Below are 21004 nucleotides of genomic sequence, written 5' to 3'. Positions count from 1 at the left end.
GCGACTGCTTTCCTCCGCGCTGTTCTTCTCGCTGGGCCTGGCGATTGGCACCGCGGCCAGCGGCCCGGGCGGACCGGCATCGCCTGCGGCTGAAGCCGCCGGTGACCGCATCAGCGCCAGTGACCCGCGCCGCGCGCCGGTTGAAGCAATCGATCCGGCGCCCGGAGCCGCCCAGCAGGCCTGCGCCGACTTGCCCTCGGCCTGCAGCCCTGACCGACAGCAGCCCGTCCGCGGCTAGCAAGGCAGCCGCGGCGATCATGGCAGCGCGCGGAGCCCACCGGTCGGTCGGGCGAACCATCCCCTAAGTGCTTGCACGGGCAGGGAAAGCCCTCCATAATCGGCGGCTGGCTGCGTCCGGTTGTTGCCGGATCAGGGGCGGGGAGCGCGATTCCCGCACCGCCTGCAGTGGAAACTTCTCCCGTATCGCATGGCCTGATCCGCATCCGCGGCACCGGCCGGGGCCGCCGTCTCCCAGGCTATGGGCGACATAGATCTGCGGATCCCTTTCCGCAGGAGCCTGGCCATTGCTGGCCAGACTTTCAACTCATCGAGGTGCACAGATGTCCCGCGTATGCCAAGTGTCCGGCAAGCGAGTGATGACGGGTAACAACGTCTCCCACGCCAACAACAAGACCCGCCGTCGTTTCCTGCCCAACCTGCACGAGCGCCGCTTCTGGGTCGCCAGCGAAAACCGCTGGGTCAAGCTGAAGGTTTCCGCGCACTCCCTGCGCACCATCGACAAGAACGGCATCGACTCCGTTCTGGCTGAGCTGCGCGCGCGCGGCGAAAAGATCTAAAGGAGATCGATCATGGCAGGCAAGCGCGACAAGATCCGCCTGATTTCTTCGGCAGGCACCGGTCACTTCTACACGACCGACAAGAACAAGAAGAACACCCCGGGCAAGATGGAAATGAGCAAGTACGACCCGGTCGTGCGCAAGCACGTGGTCTACAAGGAAGGCAAGATCAAGTAACGCAATGGCGCGGGCGCCCGCGCCCGCCTTTGCCATTGCGTTACCCCCGCGAAGGCGGGGGTCCAGCGCCTTTGAGAAAAAGCCCGCCTCCCGGCGGGCTTTTTCTTGTTCTTGGCTCCGTTCGCCACAGGCCAACGGCCAACCACCGCTCGCATTCAACTGCGCGCATGGCTCCTCTCCCACTCTCCCGACCATCAGGCCTGACCAGGCCTGCTCCGCCGCAGCCGGGCCTTGCGTGACCGCCGCTCATGGCTATCGCCGCCGTCGCCTGACCGGCAGAATCCGAACATGACCCGATCACCGAACCCTGGATGACCGAGCCGCCTTCCATCGGCAGCTGGCTGCTGATCCTGGACTGGGTGATCCGCCTGGCGGCCTTGGCATGGATCCCTTCGCGCACCACCCCGGCCGCCGCGCGCAGCTGGCTGCTGCTGGTGTTCTTCGTGCCGCTGGCCGGGCTGCCGCTGTACCTGCTGTTCGGCCATCCGTGGCTCTCGCGCGAACGCGTGCGCCGCCAGGCCGAGGCCTCGCAGCTGATCCGCGAGCAACAAAAACCCCTGGGCGAACTGCGCTGGCAACCGCAGGGCGACGGCACCGATACCGAGATGGTGCCGCTGGTCGAACGGCTGGGCGACTTCATGCCCACCCACGGCAACGCCGTGGCATTGCTGGATGACTACGAGCAATCGCTGCGCGCGCTGCTGGAAGACATCGCCGGCGCGCGCGAGCGCGTGCACCTGCTGTACTACCTGATGCTGGATGACCGCGTCGGCGACATGGTGTGCCAGGCGCTGCTGCAGGCCGCGGCGCGCGGCGTGGAATGCCGGCTGATGCTCGATGCGGTTGGCGCAAAGCGCGGCATCGGCGCCTATGCCAGGCGCCTGCGCGCTGGCGGCGTGCAGGTGCAGGAACTGCTCCCCGGCGGCCTGCGCTGGCGCCGCAGCGGCCGCATCGACCTGCGCAACCATCGCAAGATCGCGGTGATCGACAACCGCGCCGGCTACGTGGGTTCGCAGAACCTGGCCGATCCGGGCGGGTTCGTGCGCGGCTACCCCAACCGCGAGCTGGTCGCGCGCGTGGAAGGCCCGGCCGTGTCCCACCTGGAAGCGGTGTTCGCCAGCGACTGGTATCTGGAAACCGGGCAGCGACTTGAGGTGATCGCCACCACCCCGGTGCGCGATGCCAACGTGGCCGCGCAGCTGCTGCCCAGCGGGCCGGCGTATCCGTTCTCCAACGCGCGCGACGTGGTCTGCGCGCTGATCCACCTGGCGCAGAAGAAGCTGGTGCTGACCACGCCGTACTTCGTCCCCGACGACGGCACCCTGAGCGCGCTGCGCATCGCCGCGCTGTCGGGCGTTGACACCCAGCTGATCCTCTCGGCCAGCAACAACCAGCAGCTCACCACCTGGGCCCAGGAGTCCTACTACAGCGACCTGTTGCAGTCCGGGGTCAAGATCGCCCACTACCGGCCGCATTTCCTGCACGCCAAGCATCTGAGCGTGGACGAGCACATGGCCCTGGTCGGCTCGATGAACCTGGACATCCGCTCGTTCGCGCTCAATGCCGAAATCGGCATGCTCTGCTACGACCAGGGCGTGGTGGCGCGCATGCGCCAGATCGAGGCCGACTACCTGGCCCACAGCGACGTGCTGACCCTGGAGGCGTGGAACCGGCGGCCGGCCTGGAAGCGCAGCCGCGAAGGCATCGCGCGGCTGGCCGATTCCTTTATCTGACCGGCCTGATGATCGGTTGTCGTCCTCTCGAAGATCACAGCCGGTTGAAAGCCGGGTTCGCTCCCCGGAAGCGCTGCCTGAAGGCGTCGGGTGCACCGGAAAACATGGCCTCCCCATCGGCAGGCCATGCGAAGCCGGCGCGAAGGCAGGCGCAAGGCCTCCCGGGCGGCAGTGGCGCTCAGCCAGCTGCATCCTTGAACAGGGTTTGCGGATATTCCGGCTTCTGCTCGCGGGCCAGCAGTCGCTCCAGGGCCTCGCGCGGGGTGATGTCGCCGTGCAGGACATCGCCCACCGCCTCGGTGATCGACAGGTCGATCCGGTGCCTGCGCGCCTGGCGCATGACCTCGTCGGCGGTCTGCACCGACTCGACCACCTGGCCGATTTCCCTGACCGCCTCGGCGATGGCCTGGCCGCGGCCCAGGGCCAGGCCCAGGCGGCGGTTGCGCGAGAGGTCACCGGTGCAGGTCAGGACCAGGTCGCCCAGGCCGGCCAGGCCCATCAGTGTTTCCGGGCGCGCGCCGATCGCCGCGGCCAGGCGCAGCATCTCGTTGAGGCCGCGGGTGATCAGGCCGGCGCGGGCATTGAGGCCCAGGCCCATGCCGTCGGACACGCCGGTGGCCACGGCCAGCACGTTCTTCATCGCCCCGCCCAGCTCGGCGCCGACCATGTCGTTGCCGGTGTAGGCGCGGAAGGTGGGGCCGTGCAGGACGTCGGCCACCTGCTGGCAGAAAGCCTCGTCTGCACCATGGATGGTCACCGCGGTCGGCAGGCCCTGGGCAACCTCCCTGGCGAAGGATGGGCCGGTGACCACGGCCAGCGACACGCCGCTGCCCAGCACGTCCTCGGCCACTTCATGCAGGAATCGGCCCGTGCCCGGCTCGAAGCCCTTGGTCGCCCAGCTCACGCCCACGCCGGCCGGCAGCAGCGGGGCCAGCAGGTGCAGGGTTTCGGTGAAGGCGTGCGAGGGCACCACGACCAGCACCTGGTCGGCATCGGCCATGGCCGCGGCCAGGTCGGTGGTGGCGTGCAGGTTCACCGGGAGCGCGATCCCGGGCAGGTAGCGCGGATTCTCGTGGCCGGCATCGATGGCCCGGGCCACCGCTGGATCGCGTCCCCACAGCACGGCCTGGTGGCCGTGGCGGGCGATCAGGGCGGCCAGCGCGGTTCCCCAGGAACCGGCACCGAGCACCGCGACTTTCAAAGGTTTCATTGCATCCCCCTGGCATGGCGCAGGGGGCCAAGCTTAAGCACAGACCGCGGCAAGATCAGACGTTGCCGACCGGCGGATCGTTCTCGATAGTGCCCACCTGGCCCTGCTGCGAACGCTGGCGCAGGGTCTCGGCGTACAGGCCGTCGAAGTTGATCGGCTGCAGGAAGAACGGCGGGAAGCCGCCGGCCTGGATCAGCTCGCTCAGCAGCTGGCGCACGTACGGGAACAGGATGCTCGGGCACTGGGTGCCCAGCAGCGCGTCGATGGTCTGCGCATCGAAACCGGCCAGGCCGAACACCCCGGCCTGCTGCACTTCGGCCACGTAGGCGGTCTTGTCGCCGGCCTTGCAGGTCAGGGTCACCCCCAGCACCACCTCGAAGGCATTCTCGGCCAGGCGCTGGACGCGCTGGTTGAGGTTGAGGTTGAGCTCGGGCGCGATGTTCTCCGAGTAGATCGCCGGGGCGCCGGGCACCTCGAAGGACACGTCCTTGACGTAGATCTTCTCGACGGTGAAGTTCGGGCCGGTGGCCTGGTCAGCGGCCTGGGTGGCGCCATTGGTGGTCTGGTCGGACATCATGTACTCCGCAAAATCGTGCAGTGATGGGTGGAAAACCCGGGATTATCGCATGGGGTGGCGCCGCGTCCGGCCCGGTTCAGGGGCGGCGCGCCTGTTCAGCGCTCAGGCGCGGCCCTTGGCCAGCGGCAGGTCGGCTGCCTGCCAGGCGGCCACCCCGCCTTCGAGCACGTAGACCCTGGTGAAGCCGGCCTTCTTCAGCTGCGCCGCGGCAGCCGGCGCGGTCTGGCCGCTGCGGCACACCAGCACCACCGGGCGCTCGGTCGCACCGGCCAGCAGCTTGTGCCTGGGATCGAACTTGCCGGGCAGGTTCTTGCTGCCGGGGATATGGCCCTTTTCGAACTCGCCGGTGGCCGAAAGATCCAGCACCAGGGCGTTCTCGGTGTTGACCAGCGCGGTCAGCTGGGCCGGGCGCAGGCCGGTGTAGCCGCGGAACAGGCGCATGACCTCGGTCACGATGAGCGCGATGGTCAGGCCCGCCAGGGCCAGCGACAGCATGGCGTTGTCGGCGGCGAACGCCTTGAGTTGTTCGAAGTTCACGGCAGAAGAGGCATCGGTGGGCGTGAAAAGGCCGGCGATTGTCGCACAGCGCGGCCAGGACGGGCTTACTGGCCCTGCCAGGGGTCGGGCAGGCCGTCCAGCAGCCACCATTGGCCGGCCGCGTCATCCCAGCGCCAGCGCTCGCGGATGCGCAGGGTGCGTTCGGCCATGGTGTTGCGGTTGACCACGCGCATCTCCATCAGCCGCACCACCACGCCATCGGCTCCGCCCAGGCTGCCGATCTCGCTGTAGCCACTGACCTGCACCTGCTGGTAGCGCGACAGTTGCAGCGCGCTCAGCGGGCGTTGCTCGCGCACTTTCGGATCGACCACGCCCCAGGCCTGTTCGAAATCGCCCCAGCGCATGGCCTTGGAGAACAGCATCTGGGTGTCGGTCAGCTTGCGCTGCTTGGCCCGGCTGGTGGCTGCCTGCGCAGGCAGCGCGCTGCTGGCCAGCAGCAGCACCGCCAGGGTCATCCAGAAAAGTCGTGCCACGGTGATCGTCCCCTTGCCTGTGCCGGGCATGCTAACCCTTGGCCAGCGCCACATAGCGCCCGGACAGCTCGGCGGCCACCCCGCCTTCAGGCAGCAGCACCTGCGCCAGCAGCGGCACGCGCGCCTTGCCGAGGCGACCGAAAGTGTCGATGAAATCGGCCCAGTCGGCGTCCGGTTCCAGCCAGGCCTGCGCATGCAGGTCGTCCAGCAGCGGCGCGCGGTAGCGCACGCTGCTGGTGGCCACGTACACGTCGGCCGCAAGGCCCGCCTGCTGCAGCTTCAGCGTGGCCAGGGCCCAGCCGGCGATGGTCATCAGTGCGCTCAGGCTGCCACCGAAGGCGCTGCCCTTGTCGTTGACGTTGGCCGCCAGCGGCGCGTACACGTACAGGCGCTGCCCGTCGAAATGGCGCAGCTCCAGCTGCATGGCCACCAGGGGCGGCATGGAGGCGCAGGTCGCGCGCAGCGGCACCAGCAGGTCGTCGAGATCCATCGCGTAGTCTTGTATTCATGGGTCCGGATCGAGCGCGCGCATGGTACGTCATCTCGCTGCGGCCGCAGGGCACGCACGCGGCGCTGCGCCAGGCCGCGGCGCGCTGCGGCGCCGGCCTGATCGCACTTTCGCCATGGAAGCTGGTCGCGCGCGACGACGCTGACGCGCGCGACCAGTTGCGCCAGGCCCTGCAGGCCGACGTGGTGCTGTTCACCAGCCCGGCGGCGGTGCGCTTTGCCGCAGCCATGCAGCCGCTGGCCATGCGCGCGCACCAGGCGTGGATCGCCACCGGCAGCGGCACGCGCGCGGCGCTGGGTCGGCATGGCATCGAAGCGGCGATCGCGCCGGCGCGCATGGACAGCGAAGGCCTGCTCGCCCTGCCCGCGCTGTCCGATCTTGCCCGGCGCAGTGTCGGCCTGGTGACCGCGCCCGATGGCCGCGGCCTGCTGGCGCCGGCGCTGCAGGCGCGCGGCGCCCGGCTGCACCTGGCCCAGATCTACCTGCGCCAGCCCTTGCCGGTGTCCGCCACCGGGCTGCAGCGGCTGCGGGAGCTGGAGGCACCGGCGTGGGTGGCGCTGACCAGTGCCGGCGCCTTGCGTCAGGTGCAGCAGCAGCTTGCGGCCGATGCGCAGCGGACCTTGCTCATTCATCCGGCGGTCGCGGCCAGCGCGCGGCTGATGGAGGCGGCCACCGATGCCGGCTTCGCCCGGGTCGTGCAGGCGCAGGGCCCGCGCCCGGCGCAGTTGCTGAGCGCGGCCAAGGCCTTGTTCTCACCCGGGTTCCGTTAGCATGGCGGCCGTTGCATCACGCCGGCCCGCACTTCGGAGTTGCCCTTGAACCAGTTCGCCGCCGAGCACGAGCCAATCGAACGTCCGCGCCGTCGCCTGGGGCTGCCGATCGTGGTCCTGCTGCTGCTCGTGGCCCTGGCCGCGGCCGCCTGGTACGGCTGGCAGCAGTGGCAGGCCTGGACCACCGGCCAGCAGGACCAGGCCGAGCAGCAGGTCGACGCACTGGAGGCCCGCATCGAAACCCTGCGCCGCGACCTGCGCGCGCAGAACGAGCGCCTCCGGGACCTGGCCGCCACCAACCGGGTGCTGCGCGACGAAATTCTCGGCCTGAGCCAGCGCGGCGCCCTGCTGGAAGACAGCGTGGCCAAGCTGGCCGATTCCACCCGCCAGGGCGCGGCCGCGCTGCGCCTGGATCAGGCCGAGCTGGAACTGCACCTGGCCGCCCAGCGCCTGACCATCGCCGGCGACCTGCCCGGCGCGCAGCAGGCCTACGCGCTGGCCGCCGACACCCTGGCCGGGCTGGACGATCCGCGCCTGCTCAACCTCAGGCAGGCGCTGGAACAGGAACGCAGCGCGATCGGCCGCCTCGGCCAAGGCCCGCGCGCCCAGGCGGTGCAGCAGCTGGAACAGGTCAGCGCCGCACTGGCGCAGCTGCCGCAGAAGGTGGCTGACGAGGACCCCGCACGCCCGCGTTGGCAGCGCATCCTTGCACCGCTGATCGACGTGCGTCCCAGCGGCGCACGCGTGGCCATCGCGCCGGCCCAGCGCGCGGCCTTCGAAAACGCCCTGCAGCTGGAACTGACCCTGGCCCGCGCCGCGCTGGAACGCAACGACGCGCCGGCCCTCCAGGCTGCGGTGCTGCGCGCGGCGGCCTGGCTGCCGCGGCTGTGGCCGGCCTCGCCGCAGGCCAGGGCCGTGGAAGCCCGGCTGACCCGGCTGGCCGCGCTGCCGCTGACCGCGCCGCTGCCGGAACTGGGCAGCACCCTGCGCCAGCTGCAGGCCATGGGTGGCAAGCCCGCGCCACCACCGGCCCCGCCGCTGGCGCCGCAGCCGGCGGCCGCCGCGTCCGATGAAGGCGCGCCATGAAGGCCCTGCGCATCTGCCTGGTCTTGCTGGTGCTGGTCGCCCTGGGCGTGCTTGGCGCGCAGTGGCTCGCGCGCGAGGACCTGCGCGACTGGGGCCAGGTGTTCGTGCGCGTCGGTGGCTATGACCTCACCGCCACCGTGCCCGGCGCGATCGTGGTCCTGATCGCCACCGCGCTGGTGCTGTGGATCGTGTGGACGCTGCTGGTGCTGCCGTTCCGCGCCTGGGGCCGGCACCGCCGCAAGCGCGCCCGCGCCCGGTTGATCGACGGTCTGGAAGCCCTGCAGCAGGGCCACTACCAGCGCGCGGAGAAATTGCTCGATCGCGCCGCGCAGGACAGCGAGGTCGAGGTCATCGCCCGCACCGCCGCCGTGCGCGCCGCGCAGGCGCGCGACGATGCGCCTTCCATCCAACGCCACCTGCAGGCCCTGGCCGAATGCAGCGCCACCGCCCATGCCCTGCTGCTGGCCGAAGACGCCCTGGCGCGCGCCATGCCGGCCCAGGCGCTGGTCGCACTGGATGCAGCCGACGCCCAGCCGCTGCCGCCGCGCGGCCTGGCGCTGCGAGCGCAAGCCCTGGCCCAGGTCGGCCGCGCCGGCGATGCCTGGGGCCTGCTCGGGCCGCTGCGCCAGCACAAGGCGCTGTCGGCCAACGCCTACGCCGACCTGGAAACCCGCCTGGCCACCCAGTCCCTGCTGCAGGCCGACGATGCCAACGCCCTGGCCGAACGCTGGGAATCGCTGCCCAGGCCGCTGCGCACCGAAGCGGACGTGGTGGCCGCCTACGCCCAGCGTGCTGCCGCGCTGCGCTGGGACGATGCGGCCACCCATGCGCTGGAACAGGCGCTGGACAGCCGCTGGGACGAATCGCTGATCGTGCTCTACGGGCGCCTGCCGGTGGGCAAGCCGGATTCGCGCCGGGCCAGTGTCCAGCGCTGGCTGCACAGTCACCCCGACAGCCCGGGCCTGCTGCTCACCCTGGCCCGGCTGATGCGCCAGCAGGGCCAGTGGTCACAGGCGCAGGAGGTCCTGCATCGGGCCCTGGCCCAGGGCGCCGGCGCCGACGCATGGGAGGAACTGGGCCACGGCTACGCCGCCGCTGGCGAGGAACTGCTGGCCCGCCGCAGCTACGCCAATGCCTTGTCCAGCGGCCGCGGCGAGCCGGCCGCAGCGCTACCCGACCGCAACCTGCGCCAGCACATCCACGACCACGCCGTGCCCGAGGAACGCGACGTCCACGGCCTGCCGCGCCTGCGCGACTGACCGCCCTCGGCCCTGGCCCTGGGCTTGGGAAGGGTATCCAGCTCAGCGTTCGACAATGGCCACCACGCCCATGCCGCCGGCGGTGCAGATCGACACCAGTGCGCGCCCACCGCCGCGCTGGGCCAGTTCCTTGGCCACCGTGGCGATGATCCGCGCGCCGGTGGCGGCGAAGGGATGGCCGGTGGCCAGCGAGGACCCGTTGGGGTTGATCCTGGCCGGATCGATGCGCCCCATCGGTCCGGGCAGCCCCAGCCGATGGGTGCAGTAGTCCTCGCTCTCCCACGCGCGCAGCGTGCACAGCACTTGCGCGGCAAACGCCTCGTGGATCTCGTAGATGTCGAAGTCCTGCAGGCCCAGTCCATGCCGGGCCAGCATCTGCGGCACGGCGATGGTGGGCGCCATCAGCAGGCCCTCGCCGTGGACGAAATCCACCGCCGCGCTCTGCACATCGCGCAGGTAGGCCAGCGGCACGTGGCCGTGCGCGGCGGCCCAGTCGTCGCTGGCCAGCAGCACCGCGGCGGCGCCATCGGTCAGCGGCGTGGAATTGGCCGCGGTCAGGGTGCCGCGGCCCGACGCCCTGTCGAAGGCGGGCTTGAGCGTGGCCAGCTTTTCCAGCGAGGTGTCCGGGCGCAGGATGTTGTCGCGGCTGACCCCGCGGAACGGTGCGATCAGGTCATCGAAGAAACCGCGCTCATAGGCCGCGGCCAGCTTGTGGTGCGAGGACACCGCCCACTCGTCCTGCGAATCGCGCGAGATGTTCCATTCCTTGGCCATGTCCTCGCAGTGCTCGCCCATCGACTTGCCGGTGCGCGGTTCGCCCACGCCGGGGAACTCGGGCCTGAGCTCGGAGACCCTGAAGCCCTGGCGCAGCGCGCGGGCCTTGTCCCGGGGCGTCTTGGCGCGGTTGACCGCCAACAGCCGCGCGCGCAGCTTCTTGGCATAGACGATCGGCACCTCGGAGGTGGAGTCCGAGCCGCCGCCGATGCCCGACTCGATCTGGCCCAGGGCGATCCGGTTGCCGATGTAGGCGATGGTATCCAGGCTGGTGCCGCAGGCGCGCTGCAGGGTGATGCCCGGCGTGAGCGGCGACAGGCCCGAGGACAGCGCCGCCTCGCGGCCCAGGTTCCAGTCGCTGGGGTGCTTGATCACCGCGCCCATCGCCACCTCGCCCAGGACCTGCCCGTGCAGGCCGTAGCGCTCGACCAGCGCGCCCAGCGTGCGCACCGACATGCCCAGGTTGCCCACGTCCGCATAGGCGGTGTTCTGACGGCAGAACGGAATGCGGACTCCGCCAAGAATGGCAACGGGACGGACAGCTGGCATGGAGAAACCTCGGTGGGCGGCCGTGTTCGAACAGGCGCCAGCGCGCATGCGCTGGCGTATGGCGCAGTGTAGCGGCGCGTTTGCGGGCCGGCCACGCTGGACGTTGACCTTCCGCGCTGGCATGTGAATGCGCCGTGGCCGGAGATGGTCACGGTGATGTCCGCGCCGCTGGCTAGAATGGGTTCACACGCTGCTGCCCCACATGATCGATCGCATGACGCACGCACCCCAAACCGCGCAGGTCATGGGCCTGGTGGCCCTGGAACTGGCCGGTGGCGCCCCGCCCCGCCGGGCCGCGCTGGACCAGGACGCGGCCGGCGCGCTGGCCGAGAGGATTGCCCGCGACCTGGTCGGCCTGGTCCCGCAGATCACCACGCTGGAACTCACCCTGGCCGCCGCGCACTTCGATCCGGCCGAGGCGCTGCGCCCGGGCTGGCCGCTGCATCGGCGCCTGGACGAACTGCGCCAGCGCGCGCCGGGCCGCGACCAGGGACCGCGGGTGATCGCCTTTGGCGCCGCGGCCGATGGCGCGGTGCCGCGGCCGTTCCAGGCCGATCCGGAGCTGGTCGGCGGCGCGCTGCGGGTCCTGCCGTTGCTGCTCAGTGGCGCGCCCGGGGACGTCGATGCGGTCGGCCAAGCGCTGGAAGCGGTCCTGATCGAGCGCGGCATGGCCGGCGCCGACACCGCGCTGCAGCTGCAGGACGGGCTGGGGGCGAGGGTCGAGCACGTGCGCTTCATGACCCTGCACGACCTGGCCGCGATGATGGCCCTGCAGTACCAGCACCAGCACCTGGGCGGCCTGTGGCCGCTGATCGAGACTGCGCTGCTGGCACCGGAAGACACGCAGTGGCTGGACGCCCCGCCCGAGCCACTGCTGCGCTATGCCGACGGCGAGGTGCGCATGGCGCTGCTGGATCCGGCCGCCTGGAGGAAGCGCAATGCCCCGGCGACCGACGATCCCCAGCGCCTGGCCCTTGGCTACGAGCATTACCTGATGCGCCAGCGCCAACTGGCTGCGGTGCTGGGCGCCCACGGCATTCCGGTCACCCATGCCCATTGCCCCGATGACCAGGACCTGTGCGCGCATCTGAATACCTGATGCGCTGAGCGAGGTTGCTTCGCCCCGAACACGACACAAGGCGCCGGAAGGCGCCTTGTGCGTTTGCAGCATGTCCTGACGTGGCCCATGCCGGCCGCGGCATGCGCGGCCAGCTTACATCGCCGGTGCGGCCTCGATCACGCCACAGGCCAGGCGGCCGCCGGCGTCGCCGGTGGGCTGGGTTTTGTAGTCGTCGGCCTTCTCGTGGACGATCACCGCCTTGCCGACGATGTCGTACTTGTCGCCCTTGCCGATGTCGACGTTGGCCGACAGCATCTGATCGACGGTGACGTTGCCGTCGGCACTGGCGGTGAGGTTGTTGCTGTCGCCGGCATGGTGCGGGTCGGCGGTGACCTGGCCGTGGTCCACGCTGTCGGGATTGAAGTGGCCGCCGGCACTGGTGCCGTCCGGCGCGCTGCAGTCGCCCTTCTCGTGGATATGGAAGCCGTGCTCGCCCGGGCTCAGGCCGCTCAGGGTGCCGGTGACTCGCACGCCGCCATCGACTGCGGTGAAGCTCAGCTCGCCGGCGACGGTGTTGCCCGCGGTGGGCTTGAGGGTGGCCTTGGCCATGGCCATCGCCGCCTCGCTGGTGGCCGGAGCGCTGCTGGCTGGGGCGCTGGTCGCCGGCGCGGAGGCCGGGGTCGAGGCCACCGGCTCGGTGACCGCTTCAGGCGCCTGGTTGGACTCGGGCTTGCTGCAGGCGGTCAGCGCCAGCAGGGTGGCGGTACACAGCAGGGAACGGGTCAGTCGCATGGGTGGTTTCTCCTTTGTCGCGTGGGTCGGATGCATGCAGGATGCATGCGTTCAGCGGATCGCCTTGATCACGCCGCAGGCCACCCGCGCACCGGACTTGCCGGCAGGCTGGGTGGCATAGTCGTCAGGGTCGGCGTGCACCACCAGCGCGCGGCCGAGAATGTCCATCGCGCCCCCGCCCAGGGTCACGCCGGCCAGTTGGGTGTCGACATGGGCCATGCCTTCGGCATCGGCCACCAGGTTGTCCATGTCGCCTGCGTGGTGGGCGCCGATCTTGGCATTGCCATGGGGCTGGTGCGTGGGATTGAAATGACCGCCCGCGCTGGACCCGTCCACCGCGCTGCAGTCGCCGGTCTCGTGCACGTGGAAGCCAAAGCGCCCCAGCGCCGGCAAGCCGCCGATGGTGCCGGCGATGCGCACGCCAGCAGCCGCCGGGGTCAGCTCAAGCTTGCCGCTGACCAGGCTGGCCGAGGCCGACTGCATGATCGCCTGCGCTCCCTGCGCCATCGGCGTGGCCGTCGCCGATGGCGGCGCGGGCGGCAGCGGTTTGGGCGCGCTGCTGCAGGCTGCCAGCGCCAGCGCGCCGGCCAGGGTCGGCACGCGCAGCAGGCGGCGGCGGGGACAGGGTGGTGACATGACCGGCAACGCTAGCGGTGGTGGCGTTCAGGCGTCATGAAACACCTGTGCCATGGTGACCACCGGGGCCAATGGCCGCACGCCGCGGCCTGCTTGGACGCGCTGCGATCAGCGGCGCCTGCGTCCCGAGCCGAGCTTGCGGGTGACCGTGTTGCGGCTCACGCCCAGGCGCGCGGCGGCATCGGCGCGGCGGCCGTTGGTGAACTGCAGCGCCGCCTCCAGCAGGATCCGGTCCAGCCGCGCGCGCGCTTCGGCATGCAGGCCTTCGGCGCCTTCGGCCAGACGCGCACGCGCCCACTGTCCCAGCAGCGCGTCCCACTCGCCAGCGCCCTGCAGGTCCGGCTGGGTGGTGTGGGTGAGCGATTGCTCGACATCACCCACGGTGATGGTGTCCGATGGCGCCAGCGCGGCCAGGCGCCAGCAGACGTTTTCCAGTTCGCGCACGTTGCCGGGCCAGTGGTGGGCGCGCAGTGCCTCGCGCGCCGATGGCGCCACGCGCTTGGCCGGGGTGCCCAGCTTCAGGCAGGCCTGGGCCAGGAAATTCTCGGCCAGCCGCGGCACGTCGCCGCGGCGTTCGCGCAGCGGCGGCAGCTGCAGGCGGACCACATCCAGGCGATGCAGCAAATCGGCGCGGAAACGGCCCTGCTGGACCAGCCCCTCCAGGTCCTGGTGGGTGGCGGCGACCACCCGCACGTCCACCCGGATCAGCTCGCGCCCGCCGACCCGGAAGAATTCGTTCTCCGCCAGCACGCGCAGCAGGCGGGTCTGCAGCGGCAGCGGCATGTCGCCGATTTCATCGAGAAACAAGGTCCCGCCGTCGGCCTGCTCGAAGCGGCCGATGTGCCGGCGCTGGGCGCCGGTGAAGGCGCCCGCCTCGTGGCCGAACAGCTCGCTTTCCAGCAGTTCGGCCGGGATGGCCGCGGTGTTGAGGGCCACGAACGGCTTGCGCGCGCGCGGCGACTCGTTGTGCAGCGCACGCGCCACCAGCTCCTTGCCGGTGCCGGTCTCGCCGGTGATCAGCACCGACAGCGGCGCCTGTGCCAGCCGGCCGATTGCGCGGAACAGCGCGCGCATGGCCGGCGTATCACCGATCAGTTCGGACGTGCCGCCACCGGTGGCGGGAACTGCCTGGGGCAACTCGGCCTCGTGCGCTTCCACGCTGGGCAGGGCGCGTGCGGCCAGCGCGACCGCATCGTCCAGGTTGAACGGCTTGGACAGGAATTCCTGGGCGCCGCCGCGGAATGCACCGGCGGTGCTGGCCACATCGGTATAGGCCGACATGACGATCACCGGCAGCTGCGGATGGGCATGCTTGAGCCGGTCGAGCAGCTTGAGCCCGTCTTCGCCCGGCATGCGCACGTCGGTGAACAGCAGGTCGGGCACCCCGCGGGTGCCCAGCGCCTGCAGCGCCGAGGCCGCACTGTCGAAGCCATCCACGTCGTAGCCGGCATCGCGCAGCGCGGTGGCCAGGACAAAGCGCACCGAGCGGTCGTCGTCGACCACCCAGATGCGCTGGTTGTCTTCAGTGGGCATGGTGTGGCTCCTGGCCGGCGTCGCGCGACTGCGGCAGCAGCAGGGTGAACACGGTGTGGCCCGGGCGCGAACGGAAGGCCAGCGAACCGCGGTGCTCGCGGGCCACCTGCTGGGCCAGGGCCAGGCCCAGGCCGCTGCCTTCGGCGCGCCCGGACACCAGCGGCAGGAACAGGTGCTCGGCCAGTTCCTCCGGCACGCCGCGACCGTCGTCGATGATCTCCAGGCGCAGCGCACGCGCGTGCAGCTGGTCATGGATGCGCAGGCCGTGCTCGACCCGGGTGCGCAGGGTGATCAGGCTGGCGCCGGCCTGCATGGCGTTGCCGACCAGGTTCCACACCGCCTGGGTCAGGCGGTCGGCATCGCCGTGCAGCTCGGGCAGGCTGGGGTCGTAGTCGCGCTGCAGGCGCACCTGGCCGTGGCTTTCGTTCTCGGCCAGGCGCAGCACCCGTTCCAGCACGGCATGGATGTTCAAGGGCGCGTGCGGACGCTGCGAGGCCGGCGACAGCAGCCGATCCAGCAGGTTGTTCAGGCGCTCGGCCTCGGCCTGGATCAGACCGATCAGCTCGCGCTCGTCGTCGTTGTCGTTGCGCTGCCGGGCGCGCCGCGACAGCAGCTGGGCAGCGCCTTTCAGGCCGGCCAGCGGGTTGCGCAGTTCATGGGCCAGGCCACGCAGGGCCGCCGCCAGCGCGCTGGGCAGCGCCTGGGCCGGGTCCAGCGCGGGAAAATCGTCGAGCGGATGGGCTTCCAGCAGCCAGCCGCCGGTGTCGGTGCGTGACAGCCAGCCTTCGGCAAAGCGTGGCGTCTCGCCGGGAAAGCCGATGGCGACCCGGTGCAGGCGCAGCAGGTCGCGGTCGGTGTTGTCCATGAATCGGGCCATGGCATCGCCATCCATTTCCAATGCGGCCAGGGGACGCCCCAGCAGGCGCCGGGGGCTGATGCCCAGCCAGCGTGCAAATGCGGCATTGGCGCCAAGGACCTTTCCTTGTGCATCTGCCCAGGCCACCGGTGTGCTCAGGGCATCCGGGGCGGGTGCGTCGGTCATCGGTGCTGCGGAATCTTCGGATTCGGGATGTTCGGCGTGCGGGAGCGGCATTGCACCATCTTAGTGCAATGCCGCCGTCCGGGGTGACTCAGGCCTCGTAGGCCGATTCACCGTGCGAGGTGATGTCCAGACCCTCGCGTTCGGCTTCCTCGCTCACGCGCAGGCCGACGGTGAACTTGACGATCATGAAGGCCACCAGCGACACCACGCCGGACAGGATCACCGTGGTCAGCACGCCCTGGGCCTGGATCCAGACCTGGCTGCCGATCGAGTACTCCGGCAGCGCGGTCTCGGTGACGTAGTCCCAGATGCCCGACCCGCCCAGCGAGGGCGCCGCGAACACGCCGGTCAGCAGTGCCCCGGTGATGCCGCCCACACCGTGGACACCAAACACGTCCAGGCTGTCATCGGCGCCGAGCAGCTTCTTCAGCCCGGTCACGCCCCACAGGCACAGCACCCCGGCAATGGCGCCGATGGCCAGCGCACCATTGAGGCCGACGAAGCCTGCCGCCGGGGTGATCGCCACCAGACCGGCCACCGCACCCGAAGCTGCACCCAGCAACGAGGGCTTGCCCTTGGTGATCCATTCCACGAAGGTCCAGGCCAGCACCGCCGCGGCCGTGGCCAGGAAGGTGTTGACGAAGGCGATCGCGGCGGTGCCGCTGCCTTCCAGCGCCGAGCCGGCATTGAAGCCGAACCAGCCCACCCACAGGATGGAGGCGCCGACCATGGTCATGGTCAGGTTGTGCGGCTTGATCGCATCGCGCCCGTAGCCGGTGCGCTTACCGATGACGAAGGCACCGACCAGGCCGGCGACTGCGGCATTGATGTGGACCACGGTACCGCCGGCGAAATCCAGCGCGCCCAGGGCGAACAGCCTGCCGGACTTGCCCAGCGCGGCGGTGGCCGCATCGGCGTCGGTGAAGGCGTCCGGACCCGGGAAGAACCACACCATGTGCGCCATCGGGGTATAGGCAAAGGTGAACCACAGCACGGTGAACAGCAGCACGCCGGCAAACTTCACCCGCTCGGCGAACGCGCCCAGGATCAGCGCGCAGGTGATGCAGGCGAACGCGCCCTGGAACACGAAGAAGGTCAATTCAGAGATGTACACGCCCTTGGTGAAGGTGGCCCCGACGCCACTGGAGGTCAGGCCGCTGGCCCACAACCGGTCCCAGCCGCCGATGAACGAATTGCCTTCGGTGAAGGCCAGGCTGTAGCCATACAAGGACCACAGCACCGCCACCAGCGAGAACACCACCAGGTTCTGGATCAGGATCGACAGCACGTTCTTGCTGCGCACCAGACCGCCGTAGAACAGGGCCAGACCGGGCAGGGTCATGAAGATCACCAGCGCCGCACTGACCAGCACCCAGACGTTGTCGGCCTTGCTGACCGAAGGGGCCGGCGCGGCTTCGGCCGGTGCCGCTTCTGCAGGGGCGGCCTCGGCTGCCGCGGCCGGCGCGGCCTCGGTCGTGGCCGCTTCGGTCGCTGGCGCGGCCGGGTCCTGTGCGGCGTAGGCGACGGTGGCGAAGGTCAGGCTGCACATCGCCGCGAGGGCCAGGACCTGGAGGCGGGTTTTCCACCCGGAGAACAAATGCATTTTCATGTGGGGATCTCCGAGTGGGGGCTAGAGCGCGTCGGCGCCGACTTCGCCGGTGCGGATGCGGATGACCTGGTCGATCGAGGTCACGAAGATCTTGCCGTCGCCGATCTTGCCGGTGCCGGCGGCCTGCTGGATGGCTTCGATCACCGCCTCCAGGCGCTCGTCGGTGACGACCGTTTCGATCTTGATCTTGGGCAGGAAGTCGACGACGTACTCGGCGCCGCGATACAACTCGGTGTGGCCCTTCTGGCGTCCGAAGCCCTTGACTTCGGTAACGGTGATGCCCGAGACGCCTGTCTGCGACAGCGCCTCCCGGACTTCGTCCAGCTTGAACGGGCGGATGATGGCGGTGATCAGTTTCATGCGCATTCCCCGATGGTGGATGGAACGACCGGCGCAGCCGGCCGACGTTGGTGTACTGCGTGCTCAGCCCCGGCGCATCCCGCGCCGACGGGTGATGATGGAACGACCCATGGGCCGCGCCGGACCGACAGGACAAGGACCGGTCGGGTTCGGCGTGGGAGGGAGGGACGATGCGACCCATGGGCGCCCACGTTTGCCTTTCCCCGGTACTGCAATTCCAGTGCGCGATCACCCCTGTCCATTGCACCTGGCCGATCGCCGAGGCCAGGTGCGGAGAAAAGGTGCAGCGCTGGCGGTGGGTGGGAGGGGAGGTCCACCGCCAGCGCCGCGTTTGCTCAGTTGGCGTAGTACAGCTGGTACTCCAGCGGGTGGGTCGCTGCCCGGAACTTGGTGACTTCCTGCATCTTCAGGTCGATGTAGCCATCGATCAGGTCATCGGAGAACACGCCGCCGGCCTTGAGGAACTCGCGGTCGCCGTCCAGCGCGGCCAGGGCCTGGTCCAGCGAGGAGCAGACCTGCGGGATCAGCTTTTCTTCTTCCGGCGGCAGGTCGTACAGGTCCTTGTCCGAAGGCGCGCCCGGGTCGATCTGGTTCTTGATGCCGTCCAGGCCGGCCATCATCAGCGCGGTGAAGGTCAGGTAGCCGGACTGCAGCGGATCGGGGAAGCGCACTTCGATGCGCCGGGCCTTGGGATTGGCCACCCACGGAATGCGGCACGAGGCCGAGCGGTTGCGCGCCGAGTAGGCCAGCATCACCGGCGCTTCGAAGCCCGGGACCAGGCGCTTGTAGCTGTTGGTGCCGGAGTTGGCGAAGGCATTGATCGCCTTGGCGTGCTTGAAGATGCCGCCGATGTACCACAGCGCCAGCTGCGACAGGCCGCCGTAGCCGTCGCCGGTGAACAGGTTGGTGCCACCCTTGGCCAGCGACTGGTGCACGTGCATGCCACTGCCGTTGTCGCCGACGATCGGCTTGGGCATGAAGGTGGCGGTCTTGCCGTTGCGGAAGGCCACGTTCTTGACGATGTACTTCATCGCCAGCAGCTCGTCGGCCTTCTTGACCAGCGAGTTGAAGCGGGTGCCGATCTCGCACTGGCCGGCGGTGGCCACTTCGTGGTGGTGGACCTCGGTGGAGATGCCGACCAGTTCGAGGGTCTTGACCATCTCGGCGCGGATGTCGTGCAGCGAGTCGGTCGGCGGGACCGGGAAGTAGCCGCCCTTGACGCCCGGCCGGTAGCCGCTGTTGCCGCCTTCGTACTTGGCGCCGGAATTCCAGGCCGCCTCTTCCGAGTCGACTTTGAAGAAGGTGTTGCCCATGTCGTTGGCAAAGCGCACCGAGTCGAAGATGAAGAACTCCGGCTCCGGGCCGAAGAAGGCCTGGTCGGCGATGCCCGAGGACTGCAGGTACGCCTCGGCGCGCTTGGCCACCCCACGCGGGCAGCGCGAGTACGCAGTCATGGTGGCCGGGTCCAGCACGTCGCAGGTGAGGTTGATGGTCGGATCGGCGTAGAACGGATCCAGGTAGGCGGTGTCGGCGTCGGGCATCAGGACCATGTCCGATTCGTTGATGCCCTTCCAGCCGCTGATGGAGCTGCCGTCGAACATCTTGCCTTCTTCAAACAGGCCCGGCTCGACGATGTTGATCGGGAAGGTCACGTGCTGCTGCACGCCACGCAGGTCAACGAAGCGCAGGTCGACGAACTCGGCCTTGGTTTCCTTGATCAGCTTTTCGACTTTGTCGACGGACATCTTTGCTCCTGAGGATCTTTGGTGTGGTGGAATTGTGTGACGGGTGTATCGCAAGGCGCGTGCCAAGTCGTTTGGCTCGTAAGTGACTGTTTTGTATACAACCCCTTCACACGCCGCATCAGGGATTTGCGCTTTTCTGGTGCATATCGTGTTTTTTAGCACCATGGACGTGCATCCAGAAATCCTCGTATTCTTGGTACCCCCCTGTCGTGCCTGGTCCCATGTCCGAACTGCTCGCCGCGCTGTTGCTTGGCATCCTTGAAGGCCTCACCGAATTCCTGCCCATCTCCAGCACCGGCCACCTGCTGATCGCCGAGCGCTGGCTGGGGCACCGCAGCGACCTGTTCAACATCGGCATCCAGGCCGGCGCGATCCTGGCCGTGGTACTGATCTACCGGCAGCGGCTGTGGCAGCTGCTCGCAGGCTTCCTCAAGCCCGACCAGGCCGCGCTGCCGAGCATCGACGGCGATAGCCCGCGCGGCTATTCGCTGAAGCTGGCGCTGGCCTTCCTGGTCACCGCCGTGCTGGGACTGGTGGTCAAGAAGCTCGGGTTCGCGCTGCCCGAGACGGTCACGCCGATCGCCTGGGCGCTGATCATCGGTGGGGTGTGGATGATCGCGGCCGAGTACTTCGCCGAGCGGCGCGCGCTGACGCTGGGTGAACGGGCGCGCATCACCTGGACCGTGGCGATCCTGGTGGGCATCGCCCAGGTGGTGGCCGGGGTCTTCCCGGGCACCTCGCGCTCGGCGGCGACGATCTTCATGGCGCTGCTGGCCGGTACCACCAAGCGCGCCTCGGCGACCGAGTTCGCCTTCCTGGTCGGGATCCCGACGATGTTCGCCGCCAGCGGCTACCAGCTGATGGAAGTGGTGCGCTCGGGCCAGGCCGCGCAGGAGGACTGGGGCCTGTTCGCGGCGGCGTTCATCGCCAGCGCGGTGACCGCCTTCATCGCGGTCAAGTGGCTGCTGGGCTACATCCAGAGCCACCGCTTCACCGTGTTCGCGGTATACCGCATGCTCCTGGGCGCGGCCTTGCTGCTGTTCCTGCCCAGCGGCGCCTGAGCCACCGGGCTGCGCGACGAAAAGGCCCGCATGGTGCGGGCCTCCCTCTTCGCACCAAAATGATGCGTCAGCCGGCCAGGACCTTGCCGTTGAGGGTGTAGGTGCCGACCCATTCGGCCTGCGCCAGCACGTGGCCTTCGATCGCCGCCCGCACGTCCTTGCCGGTGAAACCGGGCTTGAGCGGCAGCGTCTGCGCATCCAGCGCGTACAGGCGAAAATGGTAGTGGTGCAGGCGCAGGTCGTTGTACGGCGGGTACGGGCCGTCGTAGCCAAAGTACTGGCCGTCCAGATCGGCGTTGCCCGCAAAGTAGCCGGTGTAGTCGTTCAGGCCCTGGCGCGATCCGGCCGGGCCGGATGGATTGCGCTTGCCCTTGGCCACGAAGCCATCGCTGCAGCTGCCCGCAGGGATTTCTCGCACCTCGGCCGGAATGTCCACCATCACCCAGTGGAAGAAGTCCGCACGCGGCTGCTCGACCGGTACCTCCATGTCGTCGCGGTTGGTGGTGTCCGGCACGGTCGGCACATCCGGGTCCACGCACAGCAGGGCGAACGAGCGCGTCCCCTCGGGCACCTGGTCCCAGGCCAGGTGCGGGTTGCGGTCGGGGGCGAAGCCGTGGGCGTGGCCGCCGGCAAATTCGGCCGGGATCAGGGCGCCATTGGCGAAGCTGTCACTGTGGATGCGCATGCAGGTCTCC

Annotated in this window: 22 protein-coding genes; 8 read left to right on the top strand and 14 right to left on the bottom strand. The window is 69.6% G+C overall.

What is annotated here, in order from left to right; translation table 11 throughout:
• Nucleotides 1-560: 560 nt before the first annotated feature.
• From rpmB to cls, 3 genes are all read left to right on the top strand, one after another.
• Complete coding sequence (gene rpmB, locus D9R12_RS12895; RefSeq protein ID WP_014159265.1) at nt 561-797, top strand: 50S ribosomal protein L28; 237 nt, start codon at nt 561-563, stop codon at nt 795-797.
• Between the two features lie 9 nt (nt 798-806).
• Complete coding sequence (gene rpmG / locus D9R12_RS12890) at nt 807-974, top strand: 50S ribosomal protein L33 (protein ID WP_122231031.1); 168 nt, start codon at nt 807-809, stop codon at nt 972-974.
• Between the two features lie 311 nt (nt 975-1285).
• The gene (gene cls / locus D9R12_RS12885) at nt 1286-2707 is read left to right on the top strand and encodes a cardiolipin synthase (RefSeq protein ID WP_122231029.1); all 1422 of its coding nucleotides are present in this window, start codon (nt 1286-1288) and stop codon (nt 2705-2707) included.
• Nucleotides 2708-2885: 178 nt separating this feature from the next.
• Here cls and D9R12_RS12880 read toward each other — a convergent pair whose 3' ends face one another.
• The 5 genes from D9R12_RS12880 to D9R12_RS12860 all read right to left on the bottom strand — a co-directional run bounded on the left by D9R12_RS12880 (nt 2886) and on the right by D9R12_RS12860 (nt 6015).
• Nucleotides 2886-3917, bottom strand: a complete 1032-nt coding sequence (locus D9R12_RS12880) for an NAD(P)H-dependent glycerol-3-phosphate dehydrogenase (RefSeq protein WP_043290284.1) — start codon at nt 3915-3917, stop codon at nt 2886-2888.
• 55 nt (nt 3918-3972) lie between these two features.
• A complete protein-coding gene (gene secB / locus D9R12_RS12875) occupies nt 3973-4491 on the bottom strand; it encodes a protein-export chaperone SecB (protein ID WP_014159256.1) in 519 nt (172 codons plus the stop codon).
• A gap of 105 nt (nt 4492-4596) precedes the next feature.
• Nucleotides 4597-5031: a rhodanese-like domain-containing protein gene (locus tag D9R12_RS12870; protein WP_122231027.1), complete on the bottom strand. Its 435-nt coding sequence runs from the start codon at nt 5029-5031 to the stop codon at nt 4597-4599.
• Between the two features lie 65 nt (nt 5032-5096).
• Nucleotides 5097-5525 carry a hypothetical protein gene (locus tag D9R12_RS12865; protein ID WP_244919644.1) on the bottom strand — a complete coding sequence of 143 codons (429 nt, stop codon included), beginning with the start codon at nt 5523-5525 and terminating at the stop codon, nt 5097-5099.
• A gap of 31 nt (nt 5526-5556) precedes the next feature.
• Nucleotides 5557-6015, bottom strand: coding sequence for a YiiD C-terminal domain-containing protein (locus D9R12_RS12860; RefSeq protein ID WP_122231023.1), 459 nt, complete (start codon nt 6013-6015; stop codon nt 5557-5559).
• A 17-nt stretch (nt 6016-6032) separates the two neighbouring features.
• Here D9R12_RS12860 and D9R12_RS12855 point away from each other — a divergent pair, with 17 nt between their 5' ends.
• The 3 genes from D9R12_RS12855 to D9R12_RS12845 are packed head-to-tail and all read left to right on the top strand — an operon-like array spanning nt 6033 to nt 9148.
• Nucleotides 6033-6803, top strand: a complete 771-nt coding sequence (locus D9R12_RS12855) for a uroporphyrinogen-III synthase (protein ID WP_122231022.1) — start codon at nt 6033-6035, stop codon at nt 6801-6803.
• 45 nt (nt 6804-6848) lie between these two features.
• Entirely contained in the window at nt 6849-7889 is a 1041-nt protein-coding gene (locus tag D9R12_RS12850; protein WP_122231020.1) for a uroporphyrinogen-III C-methyltransferase, read from the top strand.
• On the top strand, nt 7886-9148 hold the full coding sequence (locus tag D9R12_RS12845) for a heme biosynthesis HemY N-terminal domain-containing protein (RefSeq protein WP_122231018.1): 1263 nt from the start codon (nt 7886-7888) through the stop codon (nt 9146-9148). The genes D9R12_RS12850 and D9R12_RS12845 overlap by 4 nt, the downstream gene beginning before the upstream one ends.
• A 42-nt stretch (nt 9149-9190) precedes the next feature.
• On the opposite strand, the gene D9R12_RS12840 is transcribed toward D9R12_RS12845, so the two are convergent.
• A complete protein-coding gene (locus D9R12_RS12840; protein WP_122231016.1) occupies nt 9191-10471 on the bottom strand; it encodes an acetyl-CoA C-acetyltransferase in 1281 nt (426 codons plus the stop codon).
• 214 nt (nt 10472-10685) lie between these two features.
• Here D9R12_RS12840 and D9R12_RS12835 point away from each other — a divergent pair, with 214 nt between their 5' ends.
• Nucleotides 10686-11570 (top strand): hypothetical protein, encoded by an 885-nt coding sequence (locus tag D9R12_RS12835; RefSeq protein ID WP_244671933.1) that lies wholly within the window; start codon nt 10686-10688, stop codon nt 11568-11570.
• A gap of 114 nt (nt 11571-11684) precedes the next feature.
• Here the strand turns inward: D9R12_RS12835 and D9R12_RS12830 are convergent, their stop codons facing one another.
• The 7 genes from D9R12_RS12830 to glnA form a co-directional block, all read right to left on the bottom strand.
• On the bottom strand, nt 11685-12323 hold the full coding sequence (locus tag D9R12_RS12830) for a superoxide dismutase family protein (RefSeq protein WP_122231012.1): 639 nt from the start codon (nt 12321-12323) through the stop codon (nt 11685-11687).
• Nucleotides 12324-12374: 51 nt separating this feature from the next.
• Nucleotides 12375-12959 (bottom strand): superoxide dismutase family protein, encoded by a 585-nt coding sequence (locus D9R12_RS12825; RefSeq protein ID WP_122231010.1) that lies wholly within the window; start codon nt 12957-12959, stop codon nt 12375-12377.
• Between the two features lie 108 nt (nt 12960-13067).
• On the bottom strand, nt 13068-14492 hold the full coding sequence (gene ntrC / locus D9R12_RS12820) for a nitrogen regulation protein NR(I) (RefSeq protein WP_122231008.1): 1425 nt from the start codon (nt 14490-14492) through the stop codon (nt 13068-13070).
• Nucleotides 14482-15534: a two-component system sensor histidine kinase NtrB gene (locus D9R12_RS12815; RefSeq protein WP_043290830.1), complete on the bottom strand. Its 1053-nt coding sequence runs from the start codon at nt 15532-15534 to the stop codon at nt 14482-14484. Before D9R12_RS12815 ends, ntrC begins: the two co-directional genes overlap by 11 nt.
• A gap of 88 nt (nt 15535-15622) precedes the next feature.
• Nucleotides 15623-17143: an ammonium transporter gene (locus D9R12_RS12810; RefSeq protein WP_043290279.1), complete on the bottom strand. Its 1521-nt coding sequence runs from the start codon at nt 17141-17143 to the stop codon at nt 15623-15625.
• Between the two features lie 21 nt (nt 17144-17164).
• A complete protein-coding gene (locus tag D9R12_RS12805) occupies nt 17165-17503 on the bottom strand; it encodes a P-II family nitrogen regulator (protein ID WP_014159242.1) in 339 nt (112 codons plus the stop codon).
• Nucleotides 17504-17838: 335 nt separating this feature from the next.
• Nucleotides 17839-19248, bottom strand: a complete 1410-nt coding sequence (gene glnA, locus D9R12_RS12800; protein ID WP_122231006.1) for a type I glutamate--ammonia ligase — start codon at nt 19246-19248, stop codon at nt 17839-17841.
• 221 nt (nt 19249-19469) lie between these two features.
• Between glnA and D9R12_RS12795 the strand changes: the two genes are divergently transcribed.
• A complete protein-coding gene (locus tag D9R12_RS12795) occupies nt 19470-20309 on the top strand; it encodes an undecaprenyl-diphosphate phosphatase (protein ID WP_122231004.1) in 840 nt (279 codons plus the stop codon).
• A 67-nt stretch (nt 20310-20376) separates the two neighbouring features.
• Here D9R12_RS12795 and D9R12_RS12790 read toward each other — a convergent pair whose 3' ends face one another.
• Nucleotides 20377-20994 carry a YbhB/YbcL family Raf kinase inhibitor-like protein gene (locus tag D9R12_RS12790; protein ID WP_122231002.1) on the bottom strand — a complete coding sequence of 206 codons (618 nt, stop codon included), beginning with the start codon at nt 20992-20994 and terminating at the stop codon, nt 20377-20379.
• Between the last annotated feature and the right edge of the window lie 10 nt (nt 20995-21004).

This window comes from Pseudoxanthomonas spadix (genome assembly GCF_003703395.1).
In the GTDB taxonomy this organism is placed as follows: domain Bacteria; phylum Pseudomonadota; class Gammaproteobacteria; order Xanthomonadales; family Xanthomonadaceae; genus Pseudoxanthomonas_A; species Pseudoxanthomonas_A spadix.
This window is presented reverse-complemented; position numbering and strand designations above follow the sequence as displayed.